The sequence below is a fragment of the Rhizobium sp. NLR16a genome (assembly GCF_017948245.1).
Classification (GTDB): domain Bacteria; phylum Pseudomonadota; class Alphaproteobacteria; order Rhizobiales; family Rhizobiaceae; genus Rhizobium.
Window position 1 is genome coordinate 53,446 of the sequence record NZ_CP072867.1, and the last position, 14,462, is coordinate 67,907.

The following is a 14,462-nucleotide window of genomic DNA, read 5'->3' on the forward strand; positions in this document are numbered from 1 at the left end:
CTGACGTTGGAGGGAGACCTTTTCCAACGGTTGTGCCCGGTCTTTGGTTCCCTCAGTCGATGAAAACGCCCACACTTGCGGCGCGTCCGGCTGAATCGATGACGGTCAGTTTCGAATAGCCGCCGCCGTCGGGTAGCCATTGCTGGGTGCGCCGGCGCGAGAGATCGGGTAAGGGCTTGCCGTTGGCGAGCCAGCGGAAGGGCGCGCGGCCGCCCTGCAGCTTCAGCATCAGCGGCGATAGATCGCCAGCTCCAGCGCCGAGATCGATATGGGCGCCCTCGGGCGGATAGACGATCTGCGGCGCGGGCTCGCGGCCGGAGGCGACGAGCAGGCCGCTGGCATTCAGTGCAAAACGCCGCTGGCTGATCGGCAATTCGGACTGGGCGATGCGCACGGCGCCTGCCGGCGGGCGGGGCAGGGGCGTCGTGGCGATGCCGGATTTGGCGAAGGCCTCGAACAGGATCGGCGCGGCGGTGCCATAGCCGGTCAGACCGGGCACGGCGCTGTTATCAGGCCGGCCGGCCCAGACGCCGAGCACATACCGGCCGTCATAGCCGACCGACCAGGCGTCGCGATAGCCATAGCTCGTGCCGGTCTTATAGGCGATGCCGCGCTGCGGTGCGCCGGCCGGTGGAATGACACCGGAGAGAATATTGGCAACGTTCCAGACGGCGACCGGCTCCAGCAACGGTTCGCCGTCGATTTTGCCCGGCGTGCCGGTGATGCCGTCGCCAAGCCTTGCCGGTTGGCCGCGATTGGCGAGCGCCGTATAAAGCTGCACCAGATCCTTCAGCGTGAGGCCGACGCCGCCGAGACCGATCGCCAGTCCCGGCGTCTCGTTCGGCGGCAGGACCGGGCGCACCCCGGCGCGGCGGAAGCGCACCATGAGCCGCGACGGCCCGACGGCGTCGAGCAGCTTGACGGCCGGCACGTTCAAGGAGAGCTGCAAGGCCTCGCGCACGGTGACGTCGCCCTGATAGCTCATGTCGAAATTGCGCGGTCGGTAGCCGAAGAAATCTGCCGGCCGGTCTTCGATGATCGTCTCCTGGGAAACGAGGCCCAGCTCAAAGGCGAGCCCGTAGATGAAAGGCTTCAGCGTCGAACCGGGCGAGCGGTTGACGCGGGTCATGTCGATCCAGCCGGAGCGGCTGGCGTCGAAATAATCGGCCGAGCCGACCTCGCCGACGATCGCGCCGGTCTGCGCGTCCGCCATTACCATGGCGAGCGAAAGCTTCGGCCCGAGTTTCATCGCCGCGGCGCGAGCAACGGATTCCAGCCCCTGCTGCACCTGCTTCTTCAACGTCGTCTGGTGCTTGAGGACCAGAGGCTCCTTGCGCAATGCGGCTTCGCCGAGATGGGCGGCAAAGGCAGGCAATTGCAGGCGTCGCGGTGGAATGGCGACAGCTTCGGCCCGTTCCGCCTCACCGTCGCCGACGGCCTCGGCCACTGCGACGCGGTCGAGCACGCGCTTGCGCGCCTCCTGTGCGGCCTGGAGATTGCGGTCCGGCCGCCGCCGTTCCGGCAATTGCGGCAGGGCGACCAGCAGCGCCGCCTCGGCCACCGTCAGGCGGCGCGGCTCCTTGCCGAAATAGGCAAGGCTTGCGGCGCGTACACCTTCCAGGTTGCCGCCATAGGGGGCATGTGTGAGATAAAGGTCGAGGATCTCTTCCTTCGACAGCCGCCGTTCGATCTGCACGGCGCGTGCAAGCTGCCGAAGTTTTGCCGAAAACGAGCGTTCCGCGCGCGGCTCGATCAGCCGGGCCACCTGCATCGAAAGCGTCGAGGCGCCGGAGACGATGCGGCCGTTGCGGACGAACTGCAGGCTGGCGCGCCCGAGCGCCCAGACGTCGATGCCGGCGTGATCGTAGAAACGCTGATCCTCGTAGGCAACAAGCATGCGCAGGAATTGCGGATCGACGTCGGCGACCAAAGTCTTCAGCCGCCAACGGCCCTCCGGCGTCGCAAAGGCGCGCAACAGCTGCCCATCGGCATCCAGCACCTCGGGTGAAACCACCGCTGCCTTGTCGAGCGGCGGCGGAAAGGCCCGGTCGGCCGCGTCGAGCGCGACGAGAGCCGCGCCGGCAAGAAGGATGCCGGCGGCGGAGCCGATCGCGAACTTGTGCCACAGCCTCATTATTGTGCTGCTATGACCTCCATCTTGCCGGTCGCCGTGCGGGCCGAAAGCTCCGGCCGGTACATGTCCTCGACGCTTGCGGCCGGATGGTCGTACGTGCCGGGGGTGACGGCGCGTACGACATAGGCGACGTTGAATTCACGCTCCTCGCCGGGCGCGCGGTTGAAGGCGGCGACAAAGCGGTCGTAACGGAATTCCGTATGGGCGGCTGATATTTCGCCGATCCAATCGAAATTCGTCATCTGGGCGCTGTCGACGAGGTTCGGATTGTCGATCTCGAAGCCGGCCGGCAGAAGGTCGGTAATGACGATGCGCGACGACCAGTCATTGGTCTCGCGCACATGGATGACGACCACATAGCGCTCGTTCTGCTTCGCCTCGCTGACATTGGCCTGCTCGCCGTCGAGCGTGTAATAGCTGCGCTCGATGAGGAAGCCGTCGCCACCGGCTGGCAGCGGCACGGTGGGAGCGGCAACGGTGGTGACGACAGCCGAGACGGAGTCGTTCGTCTGGTTGGTCAGCGTCAGCGGGTGACCGGCGAGCGCATCGCCGGTCATGCGCGCCATATAGGCGCCGCTATGCGCCGCGCCATTGACATCGATCTTCAGACCGTCGTCACCGCCCTGGAGGGCGCGCGCGGCAAGCAGCATCCAGGCTTCTTCCTGAGTGCTCTTGTATTTGCTGCGGCCCCATTCCTTGGCGACGGACTTGGCGAGATCTGGGATGACAGGCGGCACCGGCCGGCTTTCGGCGGCGAGCGCCAGGATCGCCGCACCATCGCGCAGTATAGTGCCGTAGTCGGTGCGCGAGAGATTGACGCGCGACACCATCGATTGCTGCGACATCTGCAGCGCGTCGATGAAAATGTTCTTCGAACGCTGGGCGTCACCATAGAGCGCCAGAGCGGCGGCGATATGCGCCTTGGCGAGCGGCGTCGGGAACTGGTTGATCATCGTATCGGCATAATAGCGCAGATCGCTGATCGCGGCCTTCTTGTTGCGGGCAAGAACATAGATGGCATAGGCGATCTGGTCGCCCTGGCCGTTGATGTCGGTGGTATAGGACAGCGTGTTCTGCAGATTTTCGAGCGCCTGCACGAAGGCCTTTTCCGGCACGTCATATTTCATTTCGCGGGCCCGCGTCAGGAAATCGGTGACGTAGGAATCGAGCCAGACATCACCGGAATCCGGTCCCCAGAGGCCGAAGCTGCCGGCCGAGGCCTGGTAGGAAAGCACGCGATAGATCGCGTCCTGCACGCGCTTGTGCACGTCCTCGTCGTTTTCGATGCCGGCCTGCTTCGCCACTTCGGCGAAATAGAGCAGCGGCAGCGCCCGGCTGGTCGTCTGCTCGGCGCATCCGAAGGGGTAGCGGTCGAGGGTCATCAGCAGCGCCGGAATGTCGAAGGCCGCCGAACGGGTGACGTTGACGCTGATTGAGGCGCCGGGCAGCACGCTGTCGGCCAACAGGTTCTTGTCCACCGTCAGCTTGGCCCCCGGCTTCAGCGCCAGCACCCTGCGTTGGGTGATCGGCAAGGATGCCGGACGGACCGGCACATCGACGACCTGGTCGAGCGAGATGCCGGAGGCGTCGGACAGGTTGATCGAGACGCTGCCGGCGCCCGGCTGTTTGCCGATGAGCGAAAGCGTCAGTTCGGATTTCGCGCCCGCTTCGAGGCGGATTGTTTGCGAGGCTGAAGCCTGCTCGATGCCGACCGCATCATTGCCGGTCAGCTGCAGCTTGTAGTCACCGGCCGGCGCATCGGTATTGGCGATGTCGAGGCGCAGATTGGCCTTGTCGCCGGGTGCGAGGAATTTCGGCAGGCTCGCCGTCACGACGACGGGATCGCGGATGATGACGTCCTTGACGCCGTGGCCGACACCCGTCTTCGACCAAGCGACCGCCATGACGCGCGCCGTGCCGTTGAACTGCGGAATGTCGAAGGAGACCTTCGCCTTGCCCTCGGCATCGAGCTTGACCGGACCGGAGAAGAAAGCGACGAGCTTCTGCGTCGGCGGGCTTGCCTGCAGCGCAATGGCGCCGCCGTCGCCGCCGGTCCTGAGCTTACCGGTCGCGCCCAGGGAGCCGTCGATCAGCCGGCCGTAGAGGTCGCGGATCTCGAGACCGAGCTGACGCTGGCCGAAATACCAGTCTTCCGGATTCGGCGGTTCATAGCGCGTCAGGTTGAGAATACCGACATCGACGGCGGCAACCGTCACGTAGGCATCCTCGTTGGCGCCGGCGCCGGTCACCTGCAGGCCGATCTCAAGCGGTCCGCGCGGCAGCATCTTTTCTGGTGTGTCGAGCTTGACCTGCAGCGCGCGCTGCTCGGGATCGACCTTCAGCCACTTGATGCCGATCGATCGCATCGGCATGTGGCTGTCCTGCGCGGCGCCGGGGCGGAAGAGCGTTGCCGTGACATAGGCGCCGGCGCCCAGGTCCGCGGTGACCGGGATGTCGATCTCGCCGCCGGTCTCGCCGATCGTGGCGTTCTCCACGCCGACGAGCTTTTCGGTTCCGGCCGTCACCATCAGTTCGCCGCCGTAGCGCGACGTGATTTTCAGCTTGGCGGTTTCCCCGATCTTGTAGCTGTCCTTGTCGAGGGCGATTTCCAGGCCGTCCGGCGTTTCGGTCGACGTCGAGGCGACGAACCAGCCGGCGTCGAATTCGACGCTGGAGGTCGGGCCGTCGGCATCAGGGCTTTCCACTTCGAGGCGGTAGCGGCCCCAGGTCACCGGCACGGAAATCTTGCCGCCATCCATCGTCGCGTCGACGCTGCCGTTGGAAATCTGCTCGGCGGTATAGACCGGCTCGTATTTCCAGGCGGTCCCCTCGCGATACCATTGGTACTCGCGGTTGAGGCTGTAGAATTTCCAGCGCAGGCCCTTCGCCTCCTGCTTCTGCCCCTCGGCATTGACGCCGATCACCGTGAAGTTGGCGATGGAATTCTCGGGCAGCTCGTCGGAAAATTCCGGCTTGATGCCGATCGAAGCGCGATCGTTCTTCACGGGAAGGACAAGCGAGCGCTCGATGGCGCGACCGCCCGCTTCCTGCATGCGCATATAAATGGTGGCGTTGAGCAGCTGCGTCGTTGCCGGCAGGTCGCCGACGGTGAGGTCCGTCGAAGCTTCGCCGTTTTCGTCGAGTTCGGGCAGCCCCTCGATCGGCAGACGCGAATCCTCGTTCGCCTCCTCGTCGGCAAGCCCGAAGAGGAAGCCCTTATAGGCGGCGCTCTCACGCGTCGGCTTGACGACAACATCGCCCTCGAGCGTCAGGCCGACGGCCGGGGCGCCATAGAGATATTTGCCTGAGATGGTGATGTTCGCCGGCGTATCCGGGCCGATCTCCGTGGCCTCGGTCTTGATCTCCATGTCGGTGCGATCGGGCACGAAATCGTCGACGAGGAAACTCTTGCTGGCGATCGCGCTGCCCTTCGGGTCGGTGAAGATGTTCATCGTCCAGGTGCCACGCATGGCGTTTGCCTGGGTGGCGAAATCGACGGAATAACCGCCGAGATTGCTGGTCTGGCTGACGATCCGGCGGTCTTCGACGCCATCCGGCCGGCTGAAGATGAAAGTCAGCGGCAGATTCTCGATGGCATTGCCGTCGGTGTCGCGGGCAAGCGCCTGAGCATGGACGGTTTCGCCGGCGCGGTAGATGCCGCGTTCGGTAAAGGTCAGCACGTCGATCGCGCCGGGTGAGGCGCGGCCGGTAACACCGCGGTCGGAGAGATCGAAGCCGGCCCGCGTCATGTCGAGGAACACATAGTCCGCCGTGCCGTTCCTGGCGGCGATGACGGCGGGCGTCAGCGCCGCCGTTCCGCGGATCAGGCCGGCGGTGAAGGTGGCGCGGCCGTTTTCGTCGGTCGTCGCCGTGCCGAGCACCTCGTTGTTCTTGGCAAGCAGCTGCAATTCGACGCCTGATATCGGCTTTGCCGAGGCAAGCGAACGGGTGAAGACGTTGAGCCCGTCGGTGCCGGCATAGGTGCTGACGCCGATGTCGGAGACGAGGAACCATTGCGTCGCCTGTGAATCCCACTCCTGCGCCGGCGCATTCGGCGCCGTCGCCGTCATCACGTAGATGCCGGGCTTGCGTTCGGGCAGCGCCTCGTCGACGGGGAAGCTGGTGATGATGTCCTCGTTGAGCTCGTTGGCGATGTCGATCGACCCCTGCCAGACCAGCTCGCCGCTCTGTTCCTCGATGTTCTGGGCGCTGTAGCCGTCGAGCTGGGTCAGGAACTGCGAGTTGGTCAAGAGCGGCGCGATGGCGCGGTCGCCGATGCGGTAGAGTTTGAGGTTGGCCGAGGTCAGGTTGACCGAAACGATCGGGATGCCGCGGCGCGCTGTCGAGGGCAACACGAAGCTGTCGCCGGTGAAGCGCACCATCTGGCTGCGGTCCTTGATATAGACGTCGATGGAAACAGGCGCGTCGAGCGTCTCGTCGACCGATGACGGCAGGCCGGTGCGGAAGGCGATCTTGTAGGTCTGGCCGTGCGTCAGGCCCTCGACGCAGATCTGCTTATCCTTGGTCTCGACCGCCTTTGGCGCCTCGCCGTTCAGCGTCACGAAGGGCGTATAGTCGGTGGTCTTGATCAGCGCCTCCGAGAAGGTGGCACAGGCCCGCGGCGTGGCGCTGTCGGCGTCGACCGTGTGTTCGGTGATGCGGAAGCCCTGCGTCGATTTGAGCTGCAGGTAGGCGGTCTGCACCTCGTCGGAGGCAACCAGCGCCAAGCTCGCCTTGTAGGCGTCGAGCGCCGGGCGGTAATTGGCGTTTCGTTCGAGAGCGGTGGCCAGCACGGCGAGCGCCTCGGCGCGCTTGGCCTTGGTGCGGGTCAGCTCGTAGCCGTTCAGCGCGTCGACCACGGCCTGACCGGTGACGCTGCTTTCCGTGCTGCCGAAGGAAATTGCGGCGCGGGCAGATTCGAGCCAGAGATCGGCATCATCGGGCGTGAGCGACAGCGCGCCGTGGAACGCGATCAGCGCGTCCGTCAGGTTGTTGGCCGTCATGTCGAGACGGGCATTGGCCGTCAGGCTGTCGGCGCCCTGGCCCTGCTGGCCGTCTGTCAGGGCAAGATTGTCCTTGAAGTCGTGGGCCTGCTGAATGAGGTCGTTGCTTAGGAAGGTCGGGCGCGGCGCGGCGCCGATATCCGGTTCCTTCTGGGCTGCCGTCTCGACGATCTTGCCGGCGATGGCGCCGGGGAAGGCGTTCATCGTCTTGAAATCGGATTTCAGGAAGCACCATTTCACCTTGGGATTGTAGGTGAAGGCCTTGCAGCTCTTGTCGCCGATGCAGGAGGTCTTGCACTGGTCGAGCGAGACGTTCTGCTCGGTGCGAAGATCGAAGCCGAAGAAATCGGCATCCTTGATCGTCTGGATGTCACGCTTGGTCTCCGCAGCGGCGGCTGGAAGGCCGATGGCGATCGCGGAAAAAAATGCGATGGTGGCGAAAGCAAAGAACGAGCGCACGGACATAGGTTCCCCCCGGAATGCTGGCTCAGACCGGCGGCACTCTCCTCACTCCTCATGAGATTGTCAACTCAACTTGGGCGCTGTTTCGCCTTCAAACACACGCTTTCATTTAGTTGTCACATCGGCGTGAGTGAACGGCTTGTGATTTGCCGCTTTGGCAAGGATGAGCAAGGATTTGAGCGACCGCCAGGAGGTAGCGCACATGTCCATGTCTTCCAACCGCTGGAGCCGTGCCGTGCTCCTTGCCGCCACTGCTGTCTTGCTCGACACGGGCATAGCAGGCGCCGCCGAGAAAGCGGTCGTCATTCCGCCGCCGGCCATGGACGAAGCCGTCAGGTCGAGCACCGAGACCGCCATTTTTGCCGGCGGCTGTTTCTGGGGCGTTCAGGGTGTCTTCCAGCATGTGAATGGGATCGAGAGCGCCGTCTCCGGTTATGCCGGCGGCGAGGCTGAAACGGCGCAATACGAAACGGTCAGCACCGGCTCGACCGGCCACGCCGAAGCCGTCGAGGTCAGGTTCGACCCGAAAAAGGTGACCTACGGCAGGTTGCTGCAGATCTTCTTCTCCGTGGCGCACAACCCGACGCAGCTGAATTTTCAGGGACCGGACCGCGGCACCCAGTACCGCTCGGTGCTGTTCGTCACCGCCACCGGGCAGCGAGAGGTGGCCGAGCGCTACATCGATCAGCTCGACAAGGCCCATGTCTTCCCGAAGCCGATCGTCACCAAGGTGTCCGATGCCGCCGGCTTCTATCCCGCCGAGGCCTATCACCAGGATTTCCTGACGCGCAATCCGACCTACCCCTATATCGTCTACAACGACCTGCCGAAGATCGAGAATTTGAAGGCGCTGTTTCCCGCCGACTACCGCAGCCAGCCGGTGCTCGTCGGGAAGACCAAGGGCTGAATTGAGCCTGCTCAGTTTCGGCGGTTGATCCCGGTACGGATCGCAGTCGCTCAAGGCATGATGTCGATGGGCGTATGATCGGGAACGCGGGCCCAAATTTCCCGCATCTCCCTATCGGTGACCGCTATACAGCCATCCGTCCAATCCCACAGGCGATGCATCCCTCCGAGCAGGCCCCAGCCATTCGGCAGCCCGTGGATCATGATGCTGCCGCCGGGCCGATAGCCTATCACTTCAGCCTCATGTTGCTCTTTCGGATTCGGATAGGAAATGTGCAGGCTGAGACGGGCCACGGATTTTGGATTGCGCCAGTCTATTTCATAACGCCCTTCCGGTGTTTTCTCGTCGCCTTCGCGCTGCTTGGGGCCTGCATCGGCAGCACTTCCAAGTGAAATCTGATAGGTCGAGATCGCAGCGTCGCCTCTGAAAAGGACCATGCGGCGTTCGGACTTGTAAACGCGAATGAGGTCGGCGCGTTGCTCCGGCGGTGCATCCGCGGGCGGCAGGCCCGAGCCGATCCTGGCCATCACTTTGGTATAGGCAAACAGGCTGACGGCCACGATGACCAGGACAACAAATTTAGTTCGCAACGTGATCCTCAATCGCCGAGCCCGATGGAATAATCCGATCGTATCATTGCCCGCTCTCATCCAGAAGTAGGCGGTTGATTCAAGGTGATTGAGCGGCAGGTTTTTGCCTTGCCGGCGTCGTGTTAAGGATTTGTCAACGTTAACAATGTGTTAAGCGGCAAAAATCGCGTTTCACCCCGGAACATATCGTCAGGTTTCCCGTTACGACAATGAGTTTCGGGCAGGGAAGACTGCCGAGCGGCTCCTTCTTTCGAAGTATGTGCGTAACAAGAGGACGAATCATGGCCACCAACGTCGTGCGGCGCTGCCAACGAGATGATCTCATGAAGCAGAGAGTATTGATCGTCGAAGATGAATTCCTCATCGCGCTTGATCTCGGCGCGACCGTGGAAGGCATTGGCATGCAGGTCGCGGGCCTTGCGAATGACCGCGAACAGGCGCTGCGGCTGGCGCCGTCCGCCGATATCGCCTTCGTCGACGTCAATCTCGCCGATGGCCCGACCGGGCCTGAGCTCGGCAGGCGGCTGGCGGAAGAGCATGGGATCGCCGTCGTCTTCATGACCGGCAATCCCGAGATCGTCGCCGGCGGCGTCAAGGGAGCGGTCGGCGTCGTCCAGAAGCCGGTCGTGCCTTCGCTTGTCGAACAGCTGGTGACATATCTTGCCGCGCGCCGCGTGGGCATGTTTGCGGTCGTGCCGGCGCAGATGACTGTTTTTACATGATCGCAAGGGGTGATCAGCCGGACATGGCCGCAAGCTGCGGCTCTCCGCCGGCCTTTTCGGCCTTCGGGCAGCCATAGGCCTTCAGAAAGGTGCGCACGGCATTGCGCGCCGCCTTTTCCAGGTCTTCATTGGTGGGTGTGCCGCCGAACAGCGTCATCATCTGCAGGTCGGCATTGGCGAGCGCCACGAACTGCCGGGCGGCGACGTCGTAATCATCGATAGCAAGCGCTTGACTGTGGGCAAGGCGGGCGAGAAGCGCGGAAAGCGCGGTGGTTAGTTTGCCCGGCCCCTGCTGGCGCCAGCTTTCGAAGAGGTGCGGATATCGCTCGCCCTCCGTCTGCACCAGTTTGCGCAGGAATTTTCCATCATGATTGCAGATGCAGTTTTTATTGAGGCGCACGGCAAATGCCGTCAGACCGTCCTCCAGATTGTCGGCGCTGTCAGGAAAGGTCGACAGCACGGAGAAGAGCATGGCATTGGCGCGGTTCATGACGTCCTCGACGACGGCGACGAACAGTGTCTCCTTTTCACGATAATGATTGTAGATCGTCTGGCGGGAGACACAGGCGACGGCGGCGATCTCGTCGATGCTGGCGGCTGAAAAACCCTGGCGGCAGAAGACATCGGCGGCGGCGTCGAGGATCGACATACGCTTGGCGCATTGTCCACGCTGCGTGTGCCCCGCCATCCGGTCTGCCGGTGTCATGCTGTCTTTCATGGAGCGAAGATAAGATGTCTTGACGGTTTAGACAATGGCGTCTAATTTTACAGGCGTGTCCAAATTTATTGACACTCTTGGTTCCGCCGCTGGAGATATGAGCTCCCAACTTCGTCTTCGCGCGAACGATCATCATTGAACCCAGCGCATCGGCGCGAAATCGGACTAATTTTCGGAGAGCACGATGCGTCGATTCCAAAGAGTGCGGAGCGACGATCCGGCGCCTCCGCTGCGCTTTTACGAAAGATCACCATTATGACGGCTTCCTTCTTTCGCATTGCCCTCATTCTCGGCCTGTTGTCGGCCATCGGTCCCTTTGCCATCGACATGTATCTGCCTGCGCTGCCCTCCATCGGCCAGGACCTGCATGCCGACAACAGCGTCACCCAACTGACCCTGCTCGCTTTCTTTATCTCCTTTGCGCTTGCGCAGCTCGTCTACGGGCCGCTGTCGGACATGTGGGGCCGCAAGCTGCCGCTCTATCTCGGTATCGGCCTCTTCGCCGTCGCGTCGATCGGTTGCGCATTTGCGACAGATATCGAAACGCTGATCGCCTTCCGTTTCGTCCAGGGCATCGGCGGTGCCGCCGGCATGGTCATTCCCCGGGCCATCGTCCGCGACATGCATACCGGTGTCCAGGCCGCGCGGCTGATGTCGCTGCTGATGCTGGTCTTCTCGATCTCGCCGATCCTGGCGCCGCTGACGGGCAGCGCCGTCATCGAGCTCTCCGGCTGGCGCGGCGTATTCTGGGCCGTGACCGGCGCCGCGGTGATCGGCCTTGTCCTGCTTTCCACCCAGCTCGAGGAAACCCGCCCGGCCGAGGAGCGCAACGGCAGCGGCCTCGGCAGCGCCATGAAGGCCTATCGTCTGCTGCTCGCCGACCGCAATTTCCTGACGCTGACTTTCATCGGCGGCCTCGGCATTTCGAGCTTCCTCGTCTATCTCGCCAACTCTCCTTTCGTGCTGATCCAGCATTACGGGCTCACGCCGACCGAATACAGCTTCGCCTTCTCGATCAATGCCGTATCCTTCTTCGCGGTATCGCAGGCGACGGGCTGGCTCGGGGAGCGGTTCGGTCTGGTGCGCGTCATGCGGATTGCCGTCAGCGCCTTTGCGCTGGCCATGATCGTCATGGCGGTGGTGATGGCTTCAGGCTTCAACCAGCTGCCTGTTATGGCGACCTTCCTGTTCATCGGCTACGGCTTCCTCGGCCTCGTCATTCCAACGAGCGCGGTGCTTGCCCTTGAAGATCACGGCGCGATCGCCGGCACCGCCTCGTCGCTGATGGGCACGCTGCATTTCGTGATTGCCGCCGTCGCCATGGTTGTATCGAGCCTGTTCTTCGATGGCACCGCCGTTCCAATGGCCGCGGGCATCGCGCTTTGTGCCTTCTCGGCCTTCGTGCTGACCCAGGCGACGATCGGTCGCCGCGTCGCCGCCGCCGCCGCCGCCGAATAGCCGGAAACAGGCCGCACCCGGCAACGAGTGCGGCCATGCCATCTTTCTACAATGCCCATTGTCGGCGAGCCGATCGAGAGCATCAGGCAGCCTCAAGCCGGCCCTGCTGAATCTTTGCCTATAGACGGGGTTCAGCCCGCCAGTGTGAAGGCGTCGCTTTCGCCTGGAACGAGTTCCATCGGCCAGATCCTGTTGCGCGCGCCCTGCGGATAATGGTCGGCATAGGCCGGCATGGTGGCGAGCAGGGTTTCGCCGAGTTGGGCGCCGAGATCGCGCAGCGACATGCGGAAGGAGGTCAGCGTCGGCTGCAGGAAATGTGTGCGCGATTCTTCGCGGAAACCGACGACGGCAAGGTCGCGCCCGGGCACGATGCCGGCTTCCGCAAGCCGCCGGTACAGTCCGATCGCCATCAGTTCGTGGATCAGGATGATTGCGGTCGGCCTCTCTTCGATCATCAGCAATTCGTGGCCGGCCTGATAGCCGCCCTGTTCACTCGACTTCACACGGATGACGAGGGCGGGGTCGAAGGGAATGCCGTGCCGTTTCAGCGCCTGACGGTAACTGTCGAGGAAGATGTAGCCGAGATTGATGTCGGAGGAGGGGGCCGCCACCGCAATCCGCCGGTGGCCTTTGGCGACGAGTCGGTCGACGCCGCGCGCCGCCACGCCCTCGAAATCGAGATCCATCCAGGTATAGCTGCCGCCGGACGCACTGCGGCCGAGCGCCACGAAGGGGATGCGGGCCTTTTCCAGAAACTCGATGCGCCGGTCGGTGCGCCGCGTCGCCGAGATGATCAGCGCATCGACGAGCCGGCGCGCCACCATGCGCTTCAGATATTCATGCGGGTCCTCGTCATCGGGGCAGGGCAGCATGACCAGATCGAGCTTGTGGCGGGAAAAGACGCTCTGCAGCCCGTCGGTGACGCCGAGGAAGAAGTCGTCGCTGTTCTCGACCGTCTCGCGGCTGACCTCGAGCATCAGCCCGATGACGTTGGTCATGCCCTGGCGCAGGCTGCGGCCCGACTGGTTGGCGACATAACCGAGTTCTTCGGCGGCGGCCAGCACGCGCCGGCGCGTGTCTTCATTGACATCCGGCTTGCCGTTCAACGCCCGGGACACCGTCCCGATCGAAATGTCGAGGTGCTCGGCGAGCTGGCGAATTCCTTTCATCTGCAGCGATCTTCCTCCCTGACGACGCCGCCCAAATGCGCAAAGAACGTAACGCCTCGATCCCAGTGTCCGGTCCTTCTTGCCACAGGATTGCGCCCGCGAAAAGCCAGGGAGAGATGTCAGGGCTTGAAGCTCTGGCGGATGATGAGTTCCGGAATGACGCGTTCGTAAGCCGGGGGCGAGTCCGGGTTTTCGAGCCGCCGCTCCATCAGATCGACGGCGCGCTGCGCCATGACCACCGGGTCCTGGCGGAAGGTGGTCAGCTGGTAGCTCAGCCAGGAGGATTCCGGCACGTCGTCGAAACCGATGACGGCGATATCCTCCGGAATGCGCAGCCGCGCTTCCAGGCGCGCGACATCCATCAATCCGAAGGCGATCAGGTCGTTGGCGCAGAAGATGGCGTCCGGCTTCATTCTTTTGGATAAGAGGGCGCGGCCGGCGGTGACGCCGCCCTGATAATCCGAATCGTCGCCGCGTGCGACGACGACCGATGCACCGAGCGACTTGGCTGCCGAAACGAAGGCGCTTTCGCGCTCCATGATAGCAGGCATTCCCGAGTTGGAGCCGATCACTGCCAGCTGACGCCTGCCGCTTTCATAAAAGGCCGTCGCCGCCTTGCGCGAGGCTTCGGAATTGCCGGCGCGCACATGGTCGGCGTCGGGCTCCGAGCGGCCGATGACGACGAGCGGCTGGCCGTTGCGCTGGGCGAGTTCGAGGAAACTCGCCGGCGGCGAGCCGGACAGGATGATGATCGCCTCGGCGCGGTGGCCGATCAGCATCTTCTGGGCGGCGAGCAGTTCGTCTTCCGTCTGGCCGGTGTTGATCAGAATCGGAATGCTGCCGCGCCGGATCAGGGCTTTGGCAAGGGCGGCGGCCAGATGCGCGCGAAAACCCACCTCCGGCCGTGTGGCGACCATGCCGACGAGGCGGCTTTGATTGGCAAGCACGCCGCGCGCCAGATCATTGACGTGATAGCCGAGCTCTTCGGCGGCCCGCAGCACTTTCTCGCGCGTTGCAGGCGCAACGCTCGCGCCTGGCGTAAAGGTGCGCGAGACAGCCGAGCGCGAAACGCCCGCCATTTGCGCCACCTGTTCGGCGCTGACGAAACGCATGCGCTCTTTTCTCAGCACCTTGCCGCCGTTCACGGGACCATCATCCATCGGCTCTCAACTATTGCGCGTCTCTGACAGCCGGATGACAGGCGGCGGGATGGGCGGGATCTTTTGCGTGCTGTTCGTTGGCGTGCCGGCTCACGCTAAGACCGCTCCCCACAAGGGGGAGGGGCTAAGCCACGGTCTC

9 protein-coding genes are annotated in these 14,462 nt (G+C 63.5%); 3 read left to right on the forward strand and 6 right to left on the reverse strand.

Annotated features, from left to right (window positions below):
- Positions 1–52 precede the first annotated feature (52 nt).
- Both pbpC and J7U39_RS22550 read right to left on the reverse strand, forming a co-directional pair.
- Complete coding sequence (gene pbpC, locus J7U39_RS22545; RefSeq protein ID WP_210632474.1) at positions 53–2,134, reverse strand: penicillin-binding protein 1C; 2,082 nt, start codon at positions 2,132–2,134, stop codon at positions 53–55.
- Positions 2,134–7,602 carry an alpha-2-macroglobulin family protein gene (locus J7U39_RS22550; RefSeq protein WP_210632475.1) on the reverse strand — a complete coding sequence of 1,823 codons (5,469 nt, stop codon included), beginning with the start codon at positions 7,600–7,602 and terminating at the stop codon, positions 2,134–2,136. Before J7U39_RS22550 ends, pbpC begins: the two co-directional genes overlap by 1 nt.
- A 199-nt stretch (positions 7,603–7,801) precedes the next feature.
- Between J7U39_RS22550 and msrA the strand changes: the two genes are divergently transcribed.
- Entirely contained in the window at positions 7,802–8,506 is a 705-nt protein-coding gene (gene msrA / locus J7U39_RS22555; protein ID WP_210632476.1) for a peptide-methionine (S)-S-oxide reductase MsrA, read from the forward strand.
- A gap of 50 nt (positions 8,507–8,556) precedes the next feature.
- On the opposite strand, the gene J7U39_RS22560 is transcribed toward msrA, so the two are convergent.
- Positions 8,557–9,096, reverse strand: coding sequence for a L,D-transpeptidase family protein (locus J7U39_RS22560; RefSeq protein WP_210632643.1), 540 nt, complete (start codon positions 9,094–9,096; stop codon positions 8,557–8,559).
- Between the two features lie 281 nt (positions 9,097–9,377).
- Between J7U39_RS22560 and J7U39_RS22565 the strand changes: the two genes are divergently transcribed.
- On the forward strand, positions 9,378–9,818 hold the full coding sequence (locus J7U39_RS22565) for a response regulator (protein WP_210632477.1): 441 nt from the start codon (positions 9,378–9,380) through the stop codon (positions 9,816–9,818).
- A 13-nt stretch (positions 9,819–9,831) separates the two neighbouring features.
- On the opposite strand, the gene J7U39_RS22570 is transcribed toward J7U39_RS22565, so the two are convergent.
- Positions 9,832–10,536, reverse strand: a complete 705-nt coding sequence (locus J7U39_RS22570) for a TetR/AcrR family transcriptional regulator (RefSeq protein WP_210632478.1) — start codon at positions 10,534–10,536, stop codon at positions 9,832–9,834.
- Between the two features lie 255 nt (positions 10,537–10,791).
- Between J7U39_RS22570 and J7U39_RS22575 the strand changes: the two genes are divergently transcribed.
- Entirely contained in the window at positions 10,792–11,994 is a 1,203-nt protein-coding gene (locus tag J7U39_RS22575) for a multidrug effflux MFS transporter (RefSeq protein ID WP_210632479.1), read from the forward strand.
- 131 nt (positions 11,995–12,125) lie between these two features.
- Here J7U39_RS22575 and J7U39_RS22580 read toward each other — a convergent pair whose 3' ends face one another.
- Together J7U39_RS22580 and J7U39_RS22585 are read right to left on the reverse strand one after the other, a co-directional pair.
- On the reverse strand, positions 12,126–13,163 hold the full coding sequence (locus J7U39_RS22580; protein ID WP_210632480.1) for a LacI family DNA-binding transcriptional regulator: 1,038 nt from the start codon (positions 13,161–13,163) through the stop codon (positions 12,126–12,128).
- Positions 13,164–13,282: 119 nt separating this feature from the next.
- A complete protein-coding gene (locus J7U39_RS22585) occupies positions 13,283–14,323 on the reverse strand; it encodes a LacI family DNA-binding transcriptional regulator (RefSeq protein ID WP_210632481.1) in 1,041 nt (346 codons plus the stop codon).
- Positions 14,324–14,462 lie beyond the last annotated feature (139 nt).